At 72.2% G+C, this 21,207-nt stretch carries 19 protein-coding genes; 6 read left to right on the top strand and 13 right to left on the bottom strand.

What is annotated here, in order from left to right; translation table 11 throughout:
* Positions 1–13 precede the first annotated feature (13 nt).
* Positions 14–1,057, top strand: a complete 1,044-nt coding sequence (locus ACIRJR_RS16050; protein WP_403779983.1) for an NUDIX domain-containing protein — start codon at positions 14–16, stop codon at positions 1,055–1,057.
* A gap of 16 nt (positions 1,058–1,073) precedes the next feature.
* Here the strand turns inward: ACIRJR_RS16050 and ACIRJR_RS16045 are convergent, their stop codons facing one another.
* Together ACIRJR_RS16045 and ACIRJR_RS16040 are read right to left on the bottom strand one after the other, a co-directional pair.
* Entirely contained in the window at positions 1,074–1,754 is a 681-nt protein-coding gene (locus ACIRJR_RS16045) for an MBL fold metallo-hydrolase (protein ID WP_403779980.1), read from the bottom strand.
* An 89-nt stretch (positions 1,755–1,843) separates the two neighbouring features.
* Positions 1,844–3,208 (bottom strand): dipeptidase, encoded by a 1,365-nt coding sequence (locus ACIRJR_RS16040; protein ID WP_403779977.1) that lies wholly within the window; start codon positions 3,206–3,208, stop codon positions 1,844–1,846.
* Between the two features lie 194 nt (positions 3,209–3,402).
* Between ACIRJR_RS16040 and ACIRJR_RS16035 the strand changes: the two genes are divergently transcribed.
* On the top strand, positions 3,403–4,668 hold the full coding sequence (locus ACIRJR_RS16035; protein WP_403779975.1) for a geranylgeranyl reductase family protein: 1,266 nt from the start codon (positions 3,403–3,405) through the stop codon (positions 4,666–4,668).
* On the opposite strand, the gene ACIRJR_RS16030 is transcribed toward ACIRJR_RS16035, so the two are convergent.
* Positions 4,652–5,107 carry a nitroreductase family deazaflavin-dependent oxidoreductase gene (locus tag ACIRJR_RS16030; RefSeq protein WP_403779972.1) on the bottom strand — a complete coding sequence of 152 codons (456 nt, stop codon included), beginning with the start codon at positions 5,105–5,107 and terminating at the stop codon, positions 4,652–4,654. The genes ACIRJR_RS16035 and ACIRJR_RS16030 overlap by 17 nt on opposite strands.
* A 130-nt stretch (positions 5,108–5,237) precedes the next feature.
* Between ACIRJR_RS16030 and ACIRJR_RS16025 the strand changes: the two genes are divergently transcribed.
* Positions 5,238–5,972: a TetR/AcrR family transcriptional regulator gene (locus tag ACIRJR_RS16025; RefSeq protein WP_403779969.1), complete on the top strand. Its 735-nt coding sequence runs from the start codon at positions 5,238–5,240 to the stop codon at positions 5,970–5,972.
* A 391-nt stretch (positions 5,973–6,363) separates the two neighbouring features.
* Here the strand turns inward: ACIRJR_RS16025 and ACIRJR_RS16020 are convergent, their stop codons facing one another.
* From ACIRJR_RS16020 to ACIRJR_RS16005, 4 genes are all read right to left on the bottom strand, one after another.
* Complete coding sequence (locus tag ACIRJR_RS16020; RefSeq protein WP_403779966.1) at positions 6,364–6,657, bottom strand: DUF6332 family protein; 294 nt, start codon at positions 6,655–6,657, stop codon at positions 6,364–6,366.
* A gap of 81 nt (positions 6,658–6,738) precedes the next feature.
* Positions 6,739–7,485, bottom strand: a complete 747-nt coding sequence (locus ACIRJR_RS16015) for a maleylpyruvate isomerase family mycothiol-dependent enzyme (RefSeq protein WP_403779963.1) — start codon at positions 7,483–7,485, stop codon at positions 6,739–6,741.
* Between the two features lie 24 nt (positions 7,486–7,509).
* Positions 7,510–7,878, bottom strand: coding sequence for an SCO4225 family membrane protein (locus ACIRJR_RS16010; RefSeq protein ID WP_403779960.1), 369 nt, complete (start codon positions 7,876–7,878; stop codon positions 7,510–7,512).
* A gap of 80 nt (positions 7,879–7,958) precedes the next feature.
* Entirely contained in the window at positions 7,959–9,200 is a 1,242-nt protein-coding gene (locus ACIRJR_RS16005) for an MFS transporter (protein ID WP_403779957.1), read from the bottom strand.
* 122 nt (positions 9,201–9,322) lie between these two features.
* Here ACIRJR_RS16005 and ACIRJR_RS16000 point away from each other — a divergent pair, with 122 nt between their 5' ends.
* Positions 9,323–10,537, top strand: a complete 1,215-nt coding sequence (locus ACIRJR_RS16000; RefSeq protein WP_403779954.1) for an ROK family protein — start codon at positions 9,323–9,325, stop codon at positions 10,535–10,537.
* 373 nt (positions 10,538–10,910) lie between these two features.
* Here the strand turns inward: ACIRJR_RS16000 and ACIRJR_RS15995 are convergent, their stop codons facing one another.
* Complete coding sequence (locus ACIRJR_RS15995) at positions 10,911–11,435, bottom strand: ATP-binding protein (RefSeq protein WP_403779951.1); 525 nt, start codon at positions 11,433–11,435, stop codon at positions 10,911–10,913.
* 214 nt (positions 11,436–11,649) lie between these two features.
* Complete coding sequence (locus ACIRJR_RS15990) at positions 11,650–12,012, bottom strand: hypothetical protein (RefSeq protein WP_403779949.1); 363 nt, start codon at positions 12,010–12,012, stop codon at positions 11,650–11,652.
* A 227-nt stretch (positions 12,013–12,239) separates the two neighbouring features.
* Here ACIRJR_RS15990 and ACIRJR_RS15985 point away from each other — a divergent pair, with 227 nt between their 5' ends.
* Positions 12,240–13,373, top strand: coding sequence for a PLP-dependent cysteine synthase family protein (locus ACIRJR_RS15985; protein WP_403779946.1), 1,134 nt, complete (start codon positions 12,240–12,242; stop codon positions 13,371–13,373).
* A gap of 90 nt (positions 13,374–13,463) precedes the next feature.
* On the opposite strand, the gene ACIRJR_RS15980 is transcribed toward ACIRJR_RS15985, so the two are convergent.
* From ACIRJR_RS15980 to ACIRJR_RS15970, 3 genes are all read right to left on the bottom strand, one after another.
* Positions 13,464–14,597, bottom strand: coding sequence for a PP2C family protein-serine/threonine phosphatase (locus tag ACIRJR_RS15980; protein WP_403779943.1), 1,134 nt, complete (start codon positions 14,595–14,597; stop codon positions 13,464–13,466).
* A 77-nt stretch (positions 14,598–14,674) separates the two neighbouring features.
* On the bottom strand, positions 14,675–15,109 hold the full coding sequence (locus tag ACIRJR_RS15975; RefSeq protein ID WP_403779940.1) for an SRPBCC family protein: 435 nt from the start codon (positions 15,107–15,109) through the stop codon (positions 14,675–14,677).
* 67 nt (positions 15,110–15,176) lie between these two features.
* The gene (locus ACIRJR_RS15970) at positions 15,177–16,007 is read right to left on the bottom strand and encodes a DeoR/GlpR family DNA-binding transcription regulator (protein ID WP_403779937.1); all 831 of its coding nucleotides are present in this window, start codon (positions 16,005–16,007) and stop codon (positions 15,177–15,179) included.
* Positions 16,008–16,148: 141 nt separating this feature from the next.
* On the opposite strand from ACIRJR_RS15970, the gene ACIRJR_RS15965 reads away from it, so the two are divergent.
* Positions 16,149–18,662, top strand: coding sequence for a hypothetical protein (locus ACIRJR_RS15965; protein ID WP_403779934.1), 2,514 nt, complete (start codon positions 16,149–16,151; stop codon positions 18,660–18,662).
* Here ACIRJR_RS15965 and ACIRJR_RS15960 read toward each other — a convergent pair.
* Positions 18,632–21,067 (bottom strand): right-handed parallel beta-helix repeat-containing protein, encoded by a 2,436-nt coding sequence (locus ACIRJR_RS15960; RefSeq protein WP_403779931.1) that lies wholly within the window; start codon positions 21,065–21,067, stop codon positions 18,632–18,634. The genes ACIRJR_RS15965 and ACIRJR_RS15960 overlap by 31 nt on opposite strands.
* Positions 21,068–21,207: the final 140 nt, after the last annotated feature.

Raw genomic sequence — 21,207 nt, 5'->3', positions numbered from 1 at the left:
AAGAGGGGGACCCGTGATCGTCTGGATCAACGGTGCGTTCAGTGCGGGCAAGACCAGCGCCGCGTGCGAACTGATCGATCTGATCCCGAACAGCACCTTCTACGACCCCGAACTGACCGGCGGGGGACTGCGCGGGCTGCTGCCACAGAAGAAGCTCGCCGAGGTGACCGACTTCCAGGACCTGCCGATATGGCGGCGCCTGGTGGTCGACACGGCCGCCGCGCTCCTCGCGGAGGTCTCCGGGGTGCTCGTGGTGCCCATGACCCTGCTCAGACAGGACTACCGCGACGAGATATTCGGCGGACTCGCCGCCCGGCGCATACCGGTGCGCCACATACTGCTCTCACCTGAGGAAACGATCCTGCGAAGACGGATCGCCGGGCGTGAGGAATTCGCCGACGATCCCGAGCACAGCGAGCGGATCCGGCAGTGGGCGTACGAGCACATCGAGCCCTACCGGGCGGCGCTCGGATGGATCGAGGCGGACGCCCACGTGATCGACACCAGCGCGCTCACCCCGTACGGGACGGCCGAGCGGATCGCCGAGGCGCTGCGCACCGGTGAGGCCGGGGAGTGCGGCATAGTCCAGACCCCCGAACCGCGCGCGGAGACCGTCGCGTCGGGGGTGCTGTTCTTCGACGAGCAGGACCGGGTGCTGCTCGTCGACCCGACCTACAAGCCCGGCTGGGAGTTCCCCGGCGGTGTGGTGGAGGCGGGAGAAGCCCCCGCGCAGGCGGGTGTCCGGGAGGTCGCGGAGGAGCTCGGGCTTCATCTGGACACGGCGCCGACGCTCCTGGTGGTCGACTGGGAGGCGCCGAGGCCACCCGCGTACGGAGGGCTCCGCTTCCTGTTCGACGGCGGCCGCCTGCGCGCGGAGGAGGCCGCACAACTCCTGCTGCCGGGTTCGGAGCTGCGCGGCTGGCGGTTCGTCACCGAGGAGGAGGCGGCCGGCCTGCTCCCGCCCACCCGCTTCGAGCGGCTCCGCTGGGCGCTGCGCGCCCGCGAGCGGTCCACCGTGCTGAATCTGGAGGCCGGGGTGCCCGTGGGCGGCAGGTAGGTCATGCGGCCGCCGTTCACCCCGCGGCGGCCCGCAGGACGGCCGGCGCGTCGATGGTGAGCGGGTCACCGTGCCCGAAGCAGGTGACCGAGGGCGCGAGGGCGGCGAGCCGGCGGAAGGAAGACCGCGCCTGCGCGTGGTCGGTGTTGAACACTCCCTGCATCACCCGGCCGACCCCGGCCACGGAGTCCCCGGTGAACAGGACACCGTGGCCCGGCAGGTGGACGCCGATGGAGCCGGGGGTGTGCCCGGGGGAGTGCACCACCCGTGCGCCACCCCCGAAGGACAGTTCGTCGCCGTCCTCCAGCTCCTGGTCGACGCGTGTGGGCGGTGCCTCGGGGACCGTCAGCGCGTGCGTGTACAGGGGCCGTTCCCAGTCGTGCAGCACCGGATCGGGGACAGGCTCCTCGCCCCGGACGTACGGCGCGTCCGCCCGGTGGGCCAGGATCTCCGAGCCGTGGCGGTCGGCGAGTTCCTGTGCGGCGCCGTAGTGGTCGCGGTGGCCATGGGTGAGGACGATGCGCCGGATCCGGCCCGGATCCAGGCCGAGCCGGCGCAGGGCGCCCTCGATCGCGCCGGCCGCGTGCACGTCACCGGCGTCGATCAGGGTCAGGTCCGCGCCGTCACGCCAGACGTAGGCCTGACCGATCGGGAAGCGGAACATGTGGAGCTGCGGGAGTACCTCGACGGTGTCCATACGGCGAACGTACGGACGACAGTCGGCCGCCGCCCGGAATTCTGCTCCGGGCGACTTCTCCGAGCGCGTACGCCGGGGCCGGTGAGCCCTCAGCCCTTCCTGGACTCCGCGTAGTTGCGCAGGAACAGCGCCTCGGCGACCGAGAGGCGCTCGAGTTCCTCCGGGGACACGCTCTCGTTCACCGCGTGGATCTGAGCCTCGGGTTCGCTCAGCCCGATGAGCAGGATCTCGGCCTGCGGGTAGAGCGCGGCGAGAGTGTTGCAGAGCGGGATCGAGCCGCCCATGCCGGAGGACTGCATCTCCTCACCCGGGTACGCGAGGCGCATGGCCTCGGCCATCGAGGTGTAGGCAGGGCTGGTGACGTCGGCGCGGAACGGCTGTCCCTGGCCGACCTGTTCGACCGAGACCCGCGCGCCCCAGGGGGCGTGCGACTCGAGGTGGGCGGTCAGCAGCTCGGTCGCCTCGGCGGCGTCCTGGCCCGGCGGCACCCGGAGACTGATCTGTGCCCGTGCGCTCGCCTGCAGCGACGGGGTGGCACCGACCACCGGCGGGCAGTCGATGCCGATGACGGTGACCGCGGGCCGGGCCCAGATGCGGTCGGCGACCGTGCCGGCTCCGATGAGCTCCACGCCGTCGAGCACCTTGGCGTCCTTGCGGAACTCGTCCTCCGGGTACTGCAGTCCGTCCCACTCCGCGCCGGTCGTGAGCCCGTCGACCGTGGTCGAGCCGTCCTCGGCCCGCAGCGACGCCAGCAGCTGGATCATCGCCGCCAGGGCATCCGGGGCCGCGCCGCCGAACTGTCCGGAGTGCAGATTTCCTTCAAGGGTGTCCAGCTTCACCCGCAGCATGGTCATGCCCCGCAGGGTCGCGGTGACGGTCGGCAGCCCGACGCGGAAGTTACCCGTGTCGCCGATGACGATCGTGTCGGCGGCCAGCAGTTCCGGGTGCGCCTCGGCGTACTGCTCGAGGCCGCCGGTACCCTGCTCCTCCGAGCCCTCCACGATCACCTTGACGGAGACCGGGACACCGCCGTTCGCCTTGAGGGCGCGGAGCGCGAGCAGATGCATGATGAAGCCGCCCTTGCAGTCCGCGGCGCCCCGCCCGAACCAGCGGCCGGCGCGTTCGGTCAGCTCGAACGGCGGGGAGATCCAGGCGGACTCGTCGAGAGGCGGCTGCACGTCGTAGTGCGCGTAGAGCAGCACCGTCGGTGCGCCGGCCGGGCCGGGCAGGCGGCCGTACACGGACTGGGTCCCGTCCGGCGTGTCGAGGAGAGCGACGTCCTGGAAGTCCTCGGCGCGCAGCGCGTCGGCGACCCAGCCCGCCGCAGCCTCGCACTCGCTCCGGGGGAACTGCGCGGGGTCCGCCACCGACCGGAAGGCCACCAACTCGGCGAGCTCCGTCTTCGCGCGGGGCATCAGCGAGGAAACGGTCTCGGAAATCGGACGGGCGGTCATGGGCACGCTCCTCGTGGGTGCGACGTTAGGACTATGGCGCGGTGTGTACGCGGCCGGGGGTGACGCCGTGGATGCGACGTCGCGTGTACAACGAATTCATGGCTGATCCTCCCACAGCGGAGTTCGGCCGGGACGCGCCGTAGGATGCCGTGAGCAGTTGGGGCCACTGGTCGGATCGGGAGCAGAAGCACATCGTGAGCAGCGAGAACGCAGACGCCGGACGTGAGCCGGATGAGTCGTCGTCGGAACCGCAGGAGTCCTCGGTCTGGGACGTCGTCGTGGTCGGCGCAGGCCCGGCCGGAGCCTCCGCGGCGTACGCCGCGGCCGTGGCGGGCCGTCGGGTGCTGTTGCTGGAGAAGGCGGAGATCCCCCGGTACAAGACGTGCGGCGGAGGAATCATCGGCTTCTCGCGGGACTCCCTGCCGCCCGGATTCGAACTCCCCCTGAAGGACCGGATCCACGCGGTCACCTTCTCGCTCAACGGGAAGCTGTCCCGCACCCGCAAGTCCCGGCGCATGCTCTTCGGGCTGATCAACCGGCCGGAGTTCGACGCCGGACTGGTGGAGGAGGCCCAGAAGGCGGGCGCCGAGCTCCGGACGGGTGCGGCGGTGACGCGGGTGGAGCAGCACGGCCCCGCCGTCCCCGACCGGCGCACGGTCGCCGTGGTGCTCGCCGGCGGTGAGACGGTGCTCGCCCGGGCCGTGGTCGGTGCGGACGGCAGCGCCGGCCGCATAGGAGCTCATGTCGGCGTGAAGCTCGACCAGGTGGACCTCGGGCTCGAGGCGGAGATCCCGGTCCCGGAGACGGTCGCCGAGGACTGGGCGGGCCGGGTGCTCATCGACTGGGGTCCCATGCCCGGGAGTTACGGCTGGGTCTTCCCCAAGGGCGACACGCTCACCGTCGGGGTGATCTCGGCGCGTGGTGACGGAGCGGGGACGAAGCGGTATCTGGAGGACTTCGTCGGCCGGCTCGGTCTCGCCGGCTTCGAGCCGACGGTCTCCTCCGGTCATCTGACCCGGTGCCGCAGCGACGACTCACCGCTCTCCCGCGGACGGGTGGTGGTCTGCGGCGACGCGGCGGGCCTGCTGGAGCCGTGGACCAGGGAGGGCATCTCCTTCGCCCTGCGGTCCGGGCGGCTCGCGGGCGAATGGGCTGTGCGGATCGCGGAGTCGCACGACGCGGTCGACGCCCGGCGGCAGGCTCTCAACTACGCGTTCGCGATCAAGGCCGGGCTGGGTGTGGAGATGAGTGTCGGCCGCCGCATGCTCAAGCTGTTCGAACGCCGCCCGGGCCTCCTGCACGCGGTGCTGACCGGCTTCCGCCCCGCCTGGAACGCCTTCGCGGGGATCACCCGGGGGACGACCTCGCTCGCCGAGCTGGTCCGCTCGCATCCGCTGGCGCAGCGGGCGCTGCATGTCATGGACCGCCGGGGAGCGGACGGGGTCAGTTCTCGACCGTGATCCGGAAGACGGGGTGATCGGGGCAGGCGGCGAGGAGTTCGGCGTCGGTGGACTTCACGGTGACGCCCTGGAAGTACTGGTTGACCTCCCAGCCCCACCGCTTCAGGTAGGCGCGGAGGACCCGCGCCTTCTGCTGGTCGTCCGCGATCTCCACGGCGGTGAACGTGCGGGTTCTCCGGCCCACCTTGAGCTCGCCGCCCCCGGCCGCACGCATGTTGCGCACCCACTGGGAGTGGCCGCGGGCGGAGACCAGGTACTGGGCGCCCTCGTGGCGGTGGGGGTTGACCGGGATGCGCTGCATCCGGCCGCTCTTGCGGCCCGGCACCGACATCTCGGCCGAGCCGAGGATGCTGACGCCGTGGCGTGCGAGCCATCCGATGACGCTGTTCATCCGCTGGGCGAAGGCGTTGGTCTGCAGGTAGTAGGGCTGCTGCGACATGTTGTGACTCCTGCTCCATTAGGAGAGCGGTGCTCTCGCTTGAGATCAGTGTGCACGAGAAAGGTGCCCTGAAGCAAGAGCGGTGCTCTCGTTTTTGTCCGGTGCTCCGATTTCGTGGCAGAGTGGAGTCATGAGCACCATTCGAGGAGCCAGGGAACGCGCCCGCATCGAAGTCACCGCGGCGATCAAGGACGAGGCCAGGAAACAGCTCGCGGCCGAAGGTGCCGCGAAGCTCTCCCTGCGCGCCGTCGCCCGCGAGCTCGGCATGGTGTCCTCCGCGCTCTACCGCTACTTCCCGAGCCGCGACGACCTCCTGACGGCCCTCATCGTCGACGCGTACGACGCGGTGGGCGACGTCGCGGAGGCGGCGCGGGGGAAGTCGGACGACCCGGCGGCAACCGCCCACACGGCCCGCTGGACGGCGGTCACCTGCGCCGTTCGGGGGTGGGCACTCGCCCATCCCCACGAGTACGCGCTGATCTACGGTTCGCCCGTCCCCGGCTACACCGCCCCGCAGGACACCGTCGGCCCCGCGTCCCGTGTGGGCCAGGTCCTCATCGCCCTGGTCCGGGATGCCCACCGCGCCGACGGCCTCGCCGTCCCCCCGCTGGCTGCCGAGCTGCGCCCCGAGGCCGCACGCATGGCCGCGGATCTGGCCCCCGACCTCCCGCCGGCCGTGGTGGCCTCTCTGGTCTCCGCGTGGGCCCAGCTCTTCGGGCTGATCTCCTTCGAGCTCTTCGGTCAGTTCAACCGTGTCGTCGAGGCTCGTGAACAGCTCTTCCGGCACGCGGTGCACGAACTCGGGCGCTCGGTGGGCCTGCTGGACGGCCGCACGCCGGCCCGGCCCGGCGCAACGGGGGCCTGACGGGCGCGCGCCGACCGGTCGGCCACCGGGCAGCGCGCCCGCCAGGACACCTGGCTGGAGGCGGGTCGGCCCGCCTCCGCGATCCGGCCGCGTCGGAAGGCACGGCGCGTCGGGAGGCCGACGCGCCGGACGAGCCCGGCGCCGTAGCGCCGACAGGCTGGCTGACATCCGAAAGTCGGCCCTGGACCGGTTCATCGATCAGGTCAAGGAGGTCGCACGGATCCCCGCTTCCGACGAGGACGGAGACCTCGTCCAAGGACTGTTCCTCGTCAGCCACGAAGCCGATGGAACGAGCGAATGGCAGGTCCGTGAAGGCCGGCTCCTCACGTCGCCGGCCGACACCAGACACCGCTACCTCGACGGGTGGCCGGAGAGCAACTCGTCGTGCCCGCTACGAATCGGAACCGGTACGCCCCGGCCGGCCGGGCTGACCGGAGAGCGGCCGTTCCTCCGCGCGGCGGGGGAGGCGCCACAGCACATGGACCACCCGGACGGCGAACACCAGCGCGCCGAGTACGGTGCCCGCCCGGAACAGCAGGCGCTCCGCAGGGGCCGGAAGGTCGAGCAACAGGGCCGGGAGGCAGACCCCGGCGAAGGCGGCCGCCCCCACCAGAGCTCCGGTCACGAGCGCGTAGCCGGTCTCGACGGTCATCGCGTCCCGCTCCGCCTGCGTGCGCCGTGGCATGGGCCCAGTCTCACAGGAGCCGTGGCCCGCGGCAATGGCGTCTCCGCGCCGTTCCCGGGTAGGCCTGGCCCCCACTCACTGTCAGACGACCGAGGAGTTCCTCGCCCACAGCTCGGCGACGTCGCGGTCTCCGGAGAGTTCGACGGACGAGAGCGGCAGGCGGTTCCAGAGCACCAGGAAGAGATCCTCGGCCGTGCCGCTCAGGGTGCAGTCGGCGGCCGCGTCCGGGGCGGCGGTTCCGCGTACGGTGAGCGGCGGCTCGGCCGACAGCCGCACGGTCCACACCGCGTCGGTGTCCACGGCCCTTATACGCAGGGTGCGCGGGAGTGCCGTGCGCACCCTGCTCTTGGCGCGGGCGTGGAAGCCGGCCAGCAGTTCGTCGATGCCGTCCACCGCGTGCGGCGGCGGCACGGGTGTCAGGGGGCCGCCCCGCGCCGACTCGGCGTCCACCCGGTGGATCCTGGTCTCGTGTGCCTGGCGGCGTGTCCAGAAGGCCAGGGGCGACGCGCCGGGAAGGAAGGTCCAGCACTCCAGGCCGGCGGGTGCGGCCCGGAGTGCGTCGACCAGTAGTCGGTGGCCATCGGTGAAGTGGCCCAGGAGCGCTTCACCGTCCAGGGCCGGCTCCCCGCCGTCCGGGTGGTAGGTCCGGTGCCCCTCGACGATGAACGCGGTCGCCCAGCGGTGCACCATGCACGTGTGCCGGAGGAGGTCGCGCACTTGCCATCCGGGGCAGGTCGGGACGAGGGCCGACAGCCCTGCCCCACGGGCGGCCGCGGCCAGCGATTCGCCTTCTGTGGCAAGGGCGTTCAGATGTTCCAGGGTCTCCACGCCGGTGATTGTGCCAGAGCTGGATCAGGCGCCCTGAGGGTGTGCCGGGTGGCTGCGGCGGGGGCCCCGGAGGAGCCGGGCGAACCAGCCCAGCGCGCAGGCCTGCGCGAGCACCGACACGACCAGTGCGAGATAGACGAACCAGGCGGGCCCGCCCGCGTCGGCACCGGCCATCGAGCCGCCGAGGAGGAAGAGGAACACGGTCGGCGCGGCGAGGAAGAACACCCAGACACCGGCGAACGAGGCGTCCTCGTGGGACACGAACACCGTGTCCACCGCGACGAACACGGAAACCGCCAGGACGAGGCCGAGATAGATCCGCGAAGCCGTGTTGCCGAAGGTCAGTCGTGCCAGTGCGTGCAGCTGCCGCATGTTGATCACCTGTTGGTTCATGTCCCGCTCCCCGTTGACGGCTGTTGCCTCCATCGTGCGCCGGGGGAGCGGGGCGTGCATGAGTACGACTACTCAATCGGTCAGGTGTTCGCCGCTCTGCGGGCGGCGTGCCCCAGGACCGCCGCCGTGGCGGCGAGCAGTGTCACCGTGGTGAGGGCCACGGGGAGGGAGAACCAGTCGGCCAGGAAGCCGATCACCGGCGGCCCCAGGAGCATCCCGCCGTAGCCGAGGGTCGACGCGGCCGCCACCCCGCTCGGCCCGGCGAGCGCTCCTGCCCGGCCGACCGCGACGGGAAATATGTTGGCCAGGCCGAGCCCGGCCACGGCGAAGCCGGCCAGGGCGAGCCACACGGTCGGAGCCAGCGCGCCGAGCAGCATCCCCGCCGCGGCCGTCGCCCCGCCCGTCACCAGCGTGCGGGTCTGCCCGAACCGCTCCAGGAGAGCGGTGCCGCTGAGCCTGCCGATGGCCATCGTCAGCGCGAACACGGAGTACCCGGCGGCGGCGAGACCGGGCCTGGCGCCCAGGTCCTGGCTCAGGTGCAGTGCGCCCCACTCGGCCAGCGCGCCCTCCCCGTACGCCGTGCACAGGGCGATGACGCCGAACAGGATCACGATCCGGCGGACCTGGACGGTCATCCTCGCGGGCCGCTCCATGGCGCCCGCGTCCTGCCGCGCAGGAGCGTCCCCCGCCCGGTGCTCCTCGGCCGTCCGTCCGGCGCGCAGGAGTACGGGGCCGGTGACCGCGGTGACGAGGAGGCCGGCCCCCGTGAGGGCCAGGAGGTGGGTCGCGGGCGAGAGGCTGCCCGCCACCAGTCCTCCGAGTCCCGCGCCGGTCATACCGCCGAAGCTGAAGGCGGCGTGGAAGCTCGGCATCACCGGGCGGCGCATCGCGGCGACCAGATCGACGGCCGCGCTGTTCATCGCCACGTTCATGCCGCCGTACGCGGCGCCGAAGAGCAGAAGTACGAGGCCGAGAGCGGGAGCCGAACTCGTCTGTGCGGGCAGAGCGATGCTCAGCGAAAGCAGGACTCCGCAGGCCACGGTGACCGCGTGGCTGCCGTAGCGCCTGCAGAGCCTGCCGGTGAGCATCATGGTGATCACCGCCCCCGCGGAAACACCGAGCAGGGCGAGACCGAGGGTGGAAGGGGTGGCTCCGGTCTGGTGCTTGATGGCCGGGATACGGACCACCCAGCCGGCGAAGAGGAACCCGTCGAGGGCGAAGAACATGGTCAGCGCGGTACGGAGGCGAGCCGACGAGGGTGAGGCGGTGTCTCCGCCGAAATCCCCCGACAGGGTCGTCCGCAGTTTGTTTACTTGCGGCACAAAATGAGCATAGGGTGGCTCCGACGGCCCGCGCAAGGCGGCTGCCGCAGTGGCTGTCCGGTGGACGGGGGCGGGATGCCGAAGCGTCGGCAAGGGCTCCGGATCATGGGAGACTCGCCCCCATGAACGGCAAGTTGACCACCACGCGGACGAAGTTGGAGAGGGGCCGCAGCGCGCTCGGGCCCGCCCTGGAGCTCGTGCACACAGGGCGCGCTCCCACCCGCGCCGTGCTGACCTCCGAACTCGGCGTCACCCGTGCCACCGCCGGCGCGGTGGCCGCGGAACTCGAGGCGCTCGGGCTCATCAAGGTCGACTCCAGCCCCGGATCCGCCGCCGGTTCGCAGGGCCGGCCCTCGCACCGGCTGTCCGTGCGGGACGGCGGACCCGTGGTCCTCGCCGCCCAGGTGCACTCCGACGGTTTCCGTGCCGCGCTCGTCGGGCTCGGGGGCAGGACCGTCGCCACCGCGCCCGGCTGCGTCGCCGTCATGGCCGATCCCGCCCAGGTCCTCGGCGAGGTGGTCGAGGCCGGGGCCCTGCTGCTGCGCGAGAGCGGGCTGCGCTGCGTCGGTGCGGGGCTCGCCGTGCCCTCCGCCGTGGCCGAGCCCGACGGGACGGCTCTCAATCCGCTGCACATCGCCTGGCCCGCCGGTGCTCCCGTCCGCGAGATCTTCTCCGCCTGCGTACGCGCTGCCGGGATCACCGGCCCCGCCTTCACCGGCAATGACGTCAACCTCGCCGCCCTCGCCGAGCACCGGCACGGCGCGGGACGCGGTGCCCAGCACCTGCTCTGTGTCGCGACCGGCCACCGGGGGGTGGGTGGCGCCCTGGTCCTGGACGGCCGTCTGCACAGCGGGAGTTCGGGGCTCGCCCTGGAGGTGGGACACCTCACGGTGAACCCCGAGGGCCGCCCCTGCCACTGCGGCGGACGGGGCTGCCTCGACGTCGAGACGGACCCCCTCGCCTTCCTCACCGCGGCACGCAGGGAGCCCGGCCCCGAGGAGTCTCTGCTCAAGCAGTCCGGTGACCTGCTGCGCACGGAGAGCGGCGACCCCCAGGTGCGGGCCGCCGCCGAGGAGTTGATCGACCGGCTCGGTCTGGGTCTCGCCGGGCTGGTCAACATCCTCAACCCGGACCGGATCATCCTGGGCGGACTGCACCGCGATCTCCTGGAGGCCGACCCCGAACGGCTGCGGGCCGTGGTGGCCGACCGCAGTCTGTGGGGCCGCAGCGGGAGCGTGCCGATCCTCGCCTGCACGCTGGACCACAACAGCCTGGTGGGCGCGGCCGAACTGGCCTGGCAGCCCGTGCTCGACGACCCGCTGGCCGCCCTGGCCTGACCGGCCGGGCGCGCACCGCTCCGGCCCGTGGCCGGAGCGCGGGACCTCGCCGGATCGGTGACGGGTGTCTCCCGCAGGAGCCCCTCGCCGGCCGACCGCACCAGCCGTGGACGTGGCCGCCGCAAGAGGTACGCCACACCCGGGATCCCCTCCGGCGGAGAATCGCCGCCCGGCCTCCGGGCCCACGGTCGCCGCGGGCGGGATCGACGAGGACGAGTACTGGCGCGGTCTCCGTCCTGCACGAGCCCTGCGGCCGTCACGGCGAGGACGGCCTGCCATGACCGAGGAGGTCACGTGGGCCCCGGGCAGCGCGGAGCGCGTCGATCGCCAACGGATCGACGCGCTCCCCGGTGTGCTGTGTACGCGGTTCCCGTCAGCCGACGACGGCCGACCGGGCCCGTGTCCGTGCCGCTGTCGGCTCCATGAGCCCGGCGACGTCCGAACCGAACGGGCCGTCGGTCGTCGACCCGTACACCGGGAGAGGGGGCAGAGCGGTGGTGAAGGATGGTGCGGGCAGGGTGAACCAGATGATCTTCCCCGCGTCATCGCTCGGTCGTACGCCCCAGCTCTCGCTGACCGCGGCGATCATCGCCAGTCCGCGCCCGGAGGTGGCGGACGAATCGGCATCGCACACGGTCGGCAGCCGGGGGTCGTGGTCGTGGACGGAGACCGTCAGCCGGTCGAGCAGCAGCTCGACCTCGACGGTGCACGATTTGTCCGGCTGTGCATGCCGGTGGACGTTGGTCAGCAGTTCGGTGACGCCGAGCGCTGCATGGTCGATCAGAGGATCGAGATGCCAGTAGCGCAGTTGCGCCGAGATGATTCTGCGGACCTGACCGATCCGCGACGGCAGGGCCTGGAGCTCCACCGCGCAGTGCCTGCTTGGCTCGCTGATCACGGCTGCGACTCCCCGAAATAGGTCCGGAAGAAGACGAAGGAACGGATCCAGCAGATGGCTGACTGCTGTTTCTGGTCATGCGTGGTCCGCCCTGCGTGGCTCCCGGCGGGGGCGGCTTCCGCTGTCACCGCCGGTGCACCATCAGTGACGTGTGACCAGCGTGACTCAGGGGGTTGGGCTCCGCAACTCGCGGTGTCCGCGCAGGACCGCAGTGTCAGGCACGCCGCCCCGCGGCGGCCCGCAGCGCCTCCAGGAATCTGCGGACCGGTGCGGCTCCGCCGGGCCGGCGGTCGCGCTGCCCCATGGTCAGCCGGTACCGCACCCCGTTGATACGGGTGACCGCGGAGTCGGCGGCCGGGAACCACGGCCGCCCGGCTCTCACCGCCGTCACCGGGGCGCTGGCGATCTCCCGCCCGTTGCTCGTGAGCAGTGCGATCCGGCCGTCCTTCACGATCACTTGGCCGGCTCTGGTCAGTGACCTGGCCCACCGCTGGATCCTGACGTCGCTCGCTCTGAACTCCACCGCGCCGAAGTCCGGCGCACCGAAATCCGCAGCACTGAATTCTGTCTCGGCCATGGCGACTTCGCCCCCCTTGTACCGGCTTCTGCAAGTCTGCCCGCAGAACGCGTTCCTGCACCAGGGCGCATGACGACCGAATCCGTCCCGGCCCCGCGCGGGGCCGGGAGACCGTGACTCCTGGGGGCAAGGAGAGGCCATGGGGCATCAAAGTAAATGTTTGTGCAGGTGGGGGGAATATCGTGGATCCCACGGAGCAACGCCGTCACCACCGAAGGAGACCGCTGATGGACACCAGTGAGCACACACCCGGCGGTGGTGTCATGGAGACCGTGGACATCGACCGCAGTGACCCGGACTACCGGGACTGGCTCAAAGAAGCGGTGCGCAAGGTCCAGGCGGACGCCAACCGTTCGGCGGACACCCATCTCCTGCGCTTCCCCCTGCCGGAGCACTGGGGCATCGATCTCTATCTCAAGGACGAGTCGACGCACCCCACCGGCAGCCTCAAGCACCGGCTGGCCCGTTCGCTCTTCCTCTACGGACTCTGCAACGGCTGGATCAGGCGCGGCAAGCCGGTCATCGAGGCGTCCAGCGGGTCGACGGCCGTCTCCGAGGCGTACTTCGCGAAACTGATCGGTGTGCCGTTCGTCGCGGTGATGCCCCGGACCACCAGTCTCGAGAAGTGCCGCCTGATCGAATTCCACGGTGGACAGTGCCACTTCGTCGACGACTCCCGCCGGCTGTACGAGGAGTCCGCCGCCCTCGCGGCCGAGACCGGCGGACACTACATGGACCAGTTCACCTACGCCGAGCGTGCCACCGACTGGCGGGGCAACAACAACATCGCCGAGTCCATCTACCAGCAGCTGAGGCTGGAGCGGTATCCGGAGCCCGCCTGGATCGTCGCCACCGCCGGCACCGGTGGCACGTCCGCGACCATCGGGCGATACGTCCGCTACATGCAGCACGACACGAGGATCTGCGTGCCCGACCCGGAGAACTCCTGTTTCTTCGACGGGTGGACCCGGCACGATCCGCTCGCCGTCAGTGAATGCGGCTCTCGGATCGAGGGGATCGGCAGACCCCGGATGGAGCCGAGCTTCGTGCCCGGAGCCGTCGACCGGATGATGAAGGTGCCCGACGCGGCCAGCGTCGCGGCAGCCCGGGTGCTGGAGCGTGCCATCGGCCGCAAGGCGGGCGGCTCGACCGGCACCGGGCTGTGGAGCGCCTTCAAGATCGTTTCGGAGATGGTGGGGAGGGGAACCACCGGAAGCGTCGTCACGCTGTTCTGCGACCCGGGTGACCGCTACCTCGACAAGTACTACTCGGACGACTGGCTGCGGGAGCAGGGCCTGGACATCAGGCCGTACACCGAGACGATCGACCACTTCCTGGCCACCGGGACCTGGCCCGCCTGAGCGGCCCACGCGCCGGCCCCACCAGGGGCGCGTCCCGTCCCCGCGTCCCGTCCCGTCCCGTCGCCCCGTCCCGTCCCCGACGGGACCGGATCAGGCCGGGTCCTGGAGCCTCTCCACCGCGACGATGGCCGCGTCGTCGCCCAGGCGGCCCCCCGCGTGCCGCAGGAGATCGGCGCACGCCTCCTCCAGCAGCCGCTCGGGTCCCAGGCCGGTCCATGATGCCGCCCGCTCGGCCAGCGGGTAGAACCGTCCCGCGCGGTCCCGCGCCTCGGTGACCCCGTCGGTGTACAGCAGCAGCATGTCACCGGCCCGGAAGGCGAACACGTCCTCCGTGGGCGGGACCTCCGACAGGGGCCCCACCCCCAGGGGCGGGCCGGGTTCCGTGGCGTCGAGCGCGTGCACCCGGTCCGCCCGCAGCAGCAGGGGCGGCGGATGCCCGCAGCTGACCAGCCTGAGCTCCGGAGCCACGTCCGGCAGGTCCAGGACGGCGGCGGTGACGAAGGCCTCGGCGATCCCGGGGTCGTCGGGCCGGCCGTCGCTCTCGTTCAGCGAGTCGATCCGGTGGGCTGTCACGCTCCCGTCCAGCCGCGTCACCAGCCCCGGCAGACGCTCCTCCTGGCGGGCCAGGGCGCGGAAGGCCCCCAGAACCCCGGCGGCACCGCTGATGGCGTCCAGGCCCTTGCCGCGCACATCGCCGATGATCACGCGGGTGCCCACCGCCGTCCGCGCCGCCGCGTACAGATCGCCGCCGAGCTGTGCGCCCTCCTCCGCCGCCAGGTAGAGCGAGGCGAGACGCAAGGGGCCGCTGCGTACGGGCAGGGGGCGCAGGACGCTGCGCTGAGCGGCCTCGGCCACCGTCCGCAGCCGAACCGTCTCGGCCGCGTTGCGTTCCCGCAGGTGGGCGAAGAAGGTGACGATCGCGGAGAGCAGGAACAGGGCGACGATCTGGTACATGTGATTGAGGTCGGTGATGCTGGAGCGGGTCAGCGCCACGGCAGCCTGGGCCAGGACCGCGACCACGCCGACGAAGGCGGTCAGGCGCGGACCGGCGAACGACGCCGTGAGCGCCGGAGCCGCCACGAGGAAGGGCCCGAGATGCACGTCGGGCGGCACATTGATGTCGATCACGGTCACCACGGCGATCAGCGCGAACGGCACCGCGAGAAGTGCTCTGCTCGGCCGGATGCCGTCCCGCAGCTCTTCCTGCCATTGCCGGAAACCCATGAGTCCGGAATACCCCACCGGCCTGGATGCCGCCCCTTCTGGGTGAACACCTCGCCGGCACGCGCGCTCCGCGGCCCTCAGTCCTCCAGCAGAACGCCGAGTTCGCGGGAGAAGAGCCGTCGCCCGGCGGACGCCAGCAGGGGATCGAACAAGCGGGGCAGCAGCCGTACCCGCAGCTCCTCGACCCAGACGACATGCGAGCCCGAATCCGTCGGCCGGATGTCGATCGACGCCCGGCCGCGTACCACCGGACCCCGCTTCTCCAACCGGCACACACCCGCCCGGCCGGCGGCGGGCGGGGTCCACCGCACCACTTCCATCGGATCGTCGAAACCCAGCGGGCCCACAGCCGTCCGGGCCACGAAGACCGTCCCGGCCCGGGTGGGCGGGCCCGTCCGGACGGTGACCGAGGTGAACGGAACCGCCCCGCCGTGCCGCTCCCAGTCGGTCACCCGCCGCCACGCCTCGGCAGCGGGGAGGGGAGTGAAGCGCTCGATACGGAATACGGCCACAGACCGATCCTAGGACGTGCGGCACCCACGGGCCCGGCGAGCGGAACACGCGGCGGGCCCCCGCGGGCTACTCGTCCGACGCCCCGCCCGCCACCACCAGGCCGGGCAGATGCTCCTCTATCTCCTGCCGGGCGCCGTCCGGCAGCCCGGCGTCCGTCACGAAGGTGTCCACCTCGTCGAGCGTGGCGAAGGAACTGAGCCCCACCGTGCCCCACTTGGTGTGATCGGCGACCACCACCACCCGGCGGGCCGCGCGGACGAGACGGCGGTTGGTCTCGGCCTCCGCGAGATTGGGCGTGGAGAGACCCGCCTCGGCCGAGATGCCGTGCACGCCGAGGAACAGGACGTCGAAGTGGAGCGAGGCGATCGCCCGGTCCGCGACCGGACCTACGAGCGAGTCCGACGGCGTACGGACACCACCGGTCAGCACCACCGTCGCCGCCCCGGCCCGCGCGCCGCCCGACGGCGCCGGACGCTGCGCCCCGTGGAACACGTCGGCGACACGGCCCGAGTTCGTCACGACCGTCAGCCCGGGTACGTCGAGGAGGTGCCGTGCCAGCGCGAAGGTGGTCGTGCCGCCGGAGAGCGCGATGGCGCTGCCGGGAACGACCATCGCGGCCGCCGTGCGCGCGATGTCCTCCTTGGCGCTGAGCTCCAGGGTCGACTTGGCCTCGAAGCCGGGTTCGTGGGTGCTCGCCTCGACGACGGGCACGGCTCCGCCGTGCACCTTCTCGATGACGCCCTGACGTGCCAGGGCGTCCAGGTCCCGGCGGATGGTCATGTCGGAGACACTCAGCTTGCGGGTCAGCTCGTTGACTCTGACCCCGCCGCGCTTGCGCACATCGTCGAGAATGAGCGCACGCCGCTGCTCCGCGAGCAGGTTCTGGTTCTCGCTCAACGCCGGGCCCCGGCCCTTCCCTCTGTCCGCACGGTCCGGCAGCGGTCCTGCGGGACTTCCTCATCCTCCCACGCACGCCCGCAGGCCGTCCCACTGGGGAGATTCCGTGAGAGCCGGTGCGGCGGGCGCCCCTCGTCCGCGATGGTGGTGACTGCGCATCAGCTCCGATCCCATCCCCCTCCCACCGGCCGAGAGCCGGACGGACCAGAGAGCGAGTCACCGACCTTGCCCCCTGCCTCCCAGGCCCAGGCCCAGGCCGAGGCCGCGCCGAGCAGCGGCGCCGCGCTGGAACTGCTCGTCCACGGCGTCGGCGGAACCACCCCGCAGGAGATGCTCGGCGATCCGCGTACGACCAGGATCACCGGCGACGCCACGGCCGCCGTCCACCGGCGCACCGAGGACGTCGGAGCCGAGCAGCACCCCGAGCGGCACCGGGACGGCCCTGTCGCCGAGGCCTACTGCTGGTCCAACCTGACCTCGGGCAACGGATCCCGGGCCCTGTGGCTGCTGCTGCTCCCCTTCATGGTGGTCAACCTCGCCCACTGGATGCGGCCCACCGCGCAGGGGCGCACCCGGGCCGTACGCCTGTACGGCGTGCTGGTGCGGCTCGTCGCCCTCACCCTCACCGTGCTGCTGACCGCCGCGGCCTGCGAGGTCGCGCTCGACCTGGTGGCCTGGCAGTGCGCGGGAACTCCCGAGTGCTCCGCGCAGCGCTCCTGGCTCGGCTTCCTGTCCACCCACCAGGACGGGTGGTTCGCCCAGCCCGGACGCCGCCTCGCCGTCGCCGCGCTCGTGCCCGCAGCCCTGGTCGGACTGCTCTGGTACCTGTCCAACCGCACCTGGAGTGCCTACGAGTCGCAGCGTCCCCTGACCATGGACGAACAGGACGGCACGGACGCGGACACCGAAGCGGACGAGGACGCGGACGTCGCCGCGGCATCCGGCACCACCCTGGTCCGTCCCGCCCTCGGCAGGCCGGGGTTCTGGTACGGCCGGCGGCTGGTGGCCCGGCTGCGCGCCGCGCACACCGCGGCCGGCTTCCTCACCGTCGCGGCCGCGGTCGGCTCGACCGCCGCCCGGTACGACCGGACGGCGGACGGTCCCGTGCCCGCGGTGACCGGCGTCCTGTTCGAGGCCGGCCTCGTCCTGTGCGGTCTCGCCGTCGTCGCGGTCGTCTGCCACCGGGGGCGCAGCGAGCGACGCCTCGACAACCGGGTCGACCGAGCCGTCACCACGTTCCTGCCCGGCGCCGCTCTCGGCCTGCTGCTCTGCGCGGTGGCGTACGCCGCCTGGTCGCGTCCGGGCTGGGTGTCCTCCGGCACCCTGCCCGGAGAGGCCGTCTTCCGCGCACTCGCCCTGGGACAGGGGCTCCTCGTCGTCGTCCTCGCCGTGGTGGCCCTGACGCTGTACCGGCGTGCCCCCGAGCCGCGCACCACCCTCCACGGCCTCGGAGGGCCCGTCGTGGCCATGCTCGCCTGCGCCCTCGGCGGGGTGATGACCGGCGGCGTCGCCCAGCGCGTCGCCGACTGGCTCGACGGCCCCGGGACGCCGGGCATGGGCGCGGGTGCCGACATACCGGGACCGCCCGTGCTCCTCAGCTGGCAGGCCTCCGTCATCCCGGTCCTGCTCCTGCTCCTGCTGCTGCCGGTCGTCTGGCTGGCGGTCCGCACCCTGCGCCGCGCCCGCCGGGCGGGACCCGCGATCGAGGCGGAGTACGAGGAGCGGCAGCCCGAGCCCGGCCGCACCCGGCAGATCGCCCGTACCAGGGCCACCGCCGCGCTCACCGACTCCGCTCCCGGGATCCTCGGACTGCTTGCGGCGGCCACCCTGCTGCTCGGCACGGGAGCGGTGACCGGTTCCTGGCTGACCGGCGAGGTCCCCGGCCTCGCGATGGACGGAACCGGCCCGTTCGTCGAGTCGCTCGCGGAGACGGCCCAGTCGACCGGTTCCTGGCTGACCGGATTCGGCGCCATACTGTTCGTCACCTGGGGCCGGCGCGCGTACCGTGACGTCTCCGCCCGCCGGACCATCGGCATCCTCTGGGACGTGGGTACGTTCTGGCCGCGCGCCGCCCATCCCTTCGCGCCGCCCTGTTACGCGGAGCGAGCCGTTCCGGACCTCTCGTCCCGGATGTGCGCCTGGACGGGGCTGACGCGTGGCAGGCTCGTCATCTCGGGCCACTCCCAGGGCAGCGTGCTCGCCGCCGCGGCGGTCTGGCAGCTCCCCGACTCCGCCCGGCGCCGCGTCGCACTGCTGACGTACGGCTCTCCGATCGAGCGACTCTACGGGCGCTGGTTCCCCGCCTACTTCGGGCGGGTCCCCCTGGAGGGGCTGCACCGCTCCGTGCACTGCTGGCGGAACCTCTGGCGTGAGACGGACCCGATCGGCGGCCCGGTCCGTATCGACGAGGGGCAGGGCCATGAAGTGGACCGGGGCCCGCTGAAGGACCCGCTGGTCTACGGACGCACCGCGGAACACCCGCTCCCCGAACCGGTCCTGGGGCACTCCGACTACCAGGCCGACCCGGTCTTCGCCGTGGAGCGTGCCGCCCTTCTGGAACGCCTCGGGCCCGTCGTGCCCCAGCAGGCGGGCGCCCGCGGCGGCAGGGGTCAGGACGGCACCGCTCAGGGGAGCGCGGGAAGGTCCTCGGGATAGAGCATGGTCAGGTCGTCCGTGCTCGGGTCGGCGAGCTGGGCGACCCGGCCCGCGTGCCGCTCCACCATCGACTCGAAGGTCTGACGGGCCGTCCTGCCGTTACCGAAGGCAGGGCCCTTGGGGAGCACCGTGAAGTACTTGACCAGTGCTTCCGCCGCTCCCTCCGCCAGGCTGTACTCGTGCTCCTCGGTCTGCTGCTCGACGATCCGCAGCAGTTCCTCGGGCTCGTAGTCGCTGAAGGTGATGGTCCGTGAGAACCGCGACGCCACACCGGGGTTGACCGTGAGGAACCGCTCCATCTCGTGGGTGTACCCGGCGACGATCACCACCACGGCGTCGCGGTGGTCCTCCATCAGCTTCACCAGCGTGTCGATCGCCTCCCGGCCGAAGTCGCGGCCCGAGTCCTCCGGTGACAGCGCGTACGCCTCGTCGACGAACAGGACTCCGCCGCGAGCCCGGTCGAACGCCTCCTGGGTACGGATGGCCGTGGACCCGATGTGCTCGCCGACCAGGTCGACGCGGGAGACCTCCACGAGGTGACCGTGCTCCAGGACGCCGAGCGAGGCCAGGATCTCGCCGTACAGACGGGCCACCGTTGTCTTGCCCGTGCCGGGCGAGCCGGTGAAGACGAGGTGCCGGCGCACCGACGCGGCCTTCAGACCGGCCAGCCGCCGGCGACGTCCCACCTCGATCATGTCGGTCAGTGCCCGCACCTCGCGCTTGACGCTGTCCAGGCCCACCAGGGCGTCGAGCTCGCCCAGGACGGCGTCCGACTCGCGCGCCGGTTCGGCGGGGGGCGTGGGGTCCGGCGGGACGACGGGCGCGGCGGTCCGCTGTCCGGGCATCGTGCCGAGCAGACCGGGGGTGGCCTGCGTCGCCGTCAGAACCGCGGGTGCCGGGGGAGTGGCGCCGCGCAGGGCGCTCTCGTCGCTGGTGCAGTCTCGTGCCACCGGGCCGGCCGTGTGCCCGTCGCCGGAGCCCTCGGCGAATTCGTAGCCGCCGCGTGCGCACCGCTCGGTACGGCAGCGCGTCAGGGTGGAGCGGCAGCCGTCCATCACGTGGAAGCCGTAGCCCTCGCTCCCTGTGACCCGGCAGCTGTCGAAGGTGCCGCGGCCCTCGGCCGAGACGTAGAAGCCGGCCTCCGCGGGGGAGGTGACCGTGCACCTCTCGATGGTCGGGTCGGCCCCCTTGGTCACGATGACCCCGGTCTGCGCCGCGTCGATGGTGCAGTTGTTCAGCGTGCCGCCGCTGCCGTGGTCGCGGAACCACGCTCCGGTGGACGCCTCACGGATCCGGCAGTCGTCGAGCTGGGCCGTGGCTCCGTCGCTCACCGAGACGGCCGTGTTGCGGATCTGTGACAGGTCGCTGTCCACGACGTCCGCGCGCGAACCCCGGTCGAGGACGAAGAGGGCGTCCGGAACGTCGTGGACACGGCAGGCGTCGAGTATCACCGTGGCACCGTCACTGACCCAGACCGCCGGGTAGTCGCCCGTGCTGTCGTGGATCTCGCACTGGTTGGCGTCGACCCGGGTGCCCGGGTCCCAGACCGAGAGGCCGTTGCGGCCGAATCTGCGGACGGTGGAGCGGGTCAGGGTGAGTACGGAACGGGAACGCAGATCGACCGCGTTCTCCGGGATGTCGTGGATGTCGCAGTCGGCGAGGGTCACGACGGCGTCGGTGTCCAGTGTGACTCCGTCGGAGGAGGTGCGGTGCACGGTGCAGTCCGTCAGGTGCGCGGTCCCGCGGGACGTGACCTGCACCCCGCTGCCCTTGATCTCGTACACCTCGCAGCCCACCGCCTCCAGGGCGCTGCCCTCCCCGGTGACGCCCAGTCCGGCGCCCGACGCGTGGTGCACGCGGCAGCGTTCGAGCCGCGGATGCGCGCCGTCCCGCACGGAGACGCCCGACTGGCCGGCCGAGACGATCTCGCACTCCTCGAACACGCCCCCGGAACCGTCGAGTACGGCGATGCCCACGCCCGCCGGATTGTCGACGGTGCAGCGGCGCACGGTCGGCCTGGCCGCGCCCCGTACTTCGATCCCGGCGGCCGACCTGGTCACGATCCGCAGATCCGACAGCTCGGGAGCGCCCTCCTCGACGAGCAGCGCGGGAGCCGCGGAGTCCTGGCCCTCCACGTGGAGGTCCTGGAGGACCGCGGAGGCGCGGACGGTCAGGGGGACTCCGTCGGCCGGGGCGATCCGGACGGAGCCCGCGGATCCCTCGGGCCCGCGCAGCGTCACCGCGCGGTGGACCACGAGATTCTCCCGGTAGGTGCCGGGGGCGATGGTGAGGACGTCACCGTCCGCTGCGGCCTCCAGGGCGGCGGTGAGGGAAGCGTATTCGCCTGTTCGGCGCCGCCATCGCGATGTGCCGGTGTGCGTCACCTGGACCGTGCCCTGTGCCATGGTGCTGCTGAGCCCCCACCTCGTGCCGTGTGCGCTGCCTCGTGCCTGTCCGCCTGACCCGCCGGTTCACCGGCAGCCCGTCGTCCCGCCTGCCGAGGAGTCGGGCGGGCCGGTCCACCGTAGCGCGCGTGAAGGGCGCG

Origin of the sequence: Streptomyces sp. NPDC102402, from assembly GCF_044765765.1 — a bacterium.
In the GTDB taxonomy this organism is placed as follows: domain Bacteria; phylum Actinomycetota; class Actinomycetes; order Streptomycetales; family Streptomycetaceae; genus Streptomyces.
The sequence above is the reverse complement of the archived record's forward strand: the minus strand, read 5'-3'. Positions and strand labels throughout refer to the sequence as shown.

Excerpts from the sequence above, each read along its gene's own strand:
- ACIRJR_RS16045 (WP_403779980.1), bottom strand. The coding sequence starts at position 1,754 with ATGGACACCGTCGAGGTACTCCCGCAGCTCCACATGTTCCGCTTCCCG.
- ACIRJR_RS16040 (WP_403779977.1), bottom strand. The coding sequence starts at position 3,208 with ATGACCGCCCGTCCGATTTCCGAGACCGTTTCCTCGCTGATGCCCCGC.
- ACIRJR_RS16030 (WP_403779972.1), bottom strand. The coding sequence starts at position 5,107 with ATGTCGCAGCAGCCCTACTACCTGCAGACCAACGCCTTCGCCCAGCGG.
- ACIRJR_RS16025 (WP_403779969.1), top strand. The coding sequence starts at position 5,238 with ATGAGCACCATTCGAGGAGCCAGGGAACGCGCCCGCATCGAAGTCACC.
- ACIRJR_RS16020 (WP_403779966.1), bottom strand. The coding sequence starts at position 6,657 with ATGCCACGGCGCACGCAGGCGGAGCGGGACGCGATGACCGTCGAGACC.
- ACIRJR_RS16010 (WP_403779960.1), bottom strand. The coding sequence starts at position 7,878 with ATGAACCAACAGGTGATCAACATGCGGCAGCTGCACGCACTGGCACGA.
- ACIRJR_RS16000 (WP_403779954.1), top strand. The coding sequence starts at position 9,323 with ATGAACGGCAAGTTGACCACCACGCGGACGAAGTTGGAGAGGGGCCGC.
- ACIRJR_RS15990 (WP_403779949.1), bottom strand. The coding sequence starts at position 12,012 with ATGGCCGAGACAGAATTCAGTGCTGCGGATTTCGGTGCGCCGGACTTC.
- ACIRJR_RS15985 (WP_403779946.1), top strand. The coding sequence starts at position 12,240 with ATGGACACCAGTGAGCACACACCCGGCGGTGGTGTCATGGAGACCGTG.
- ACIRJR_RS15980 (WP_403779943.1), bottom strand. The coding sequence starts at position 14,597 with ATGGGTTTCCGGCAATGGCAGGAAGAGCTGCGGGACGGCATCCGGCCG.
- ACIRJR_RS15965 (WP_403779934.1), top strand. The coding sequence starts at position 16,149 with ATGGTGGTGACTGCGCATCAGCTCCGATCCCATCCCCCTCCCACCGGC.
- ACIRJR_RS15960 (WP_403779931.1), bottom strand. The coding sequence starts at position 21,067 with ATGGCACAGGGCACGGTCCAGGTGACGCACACCGGCACATCGCGATGG.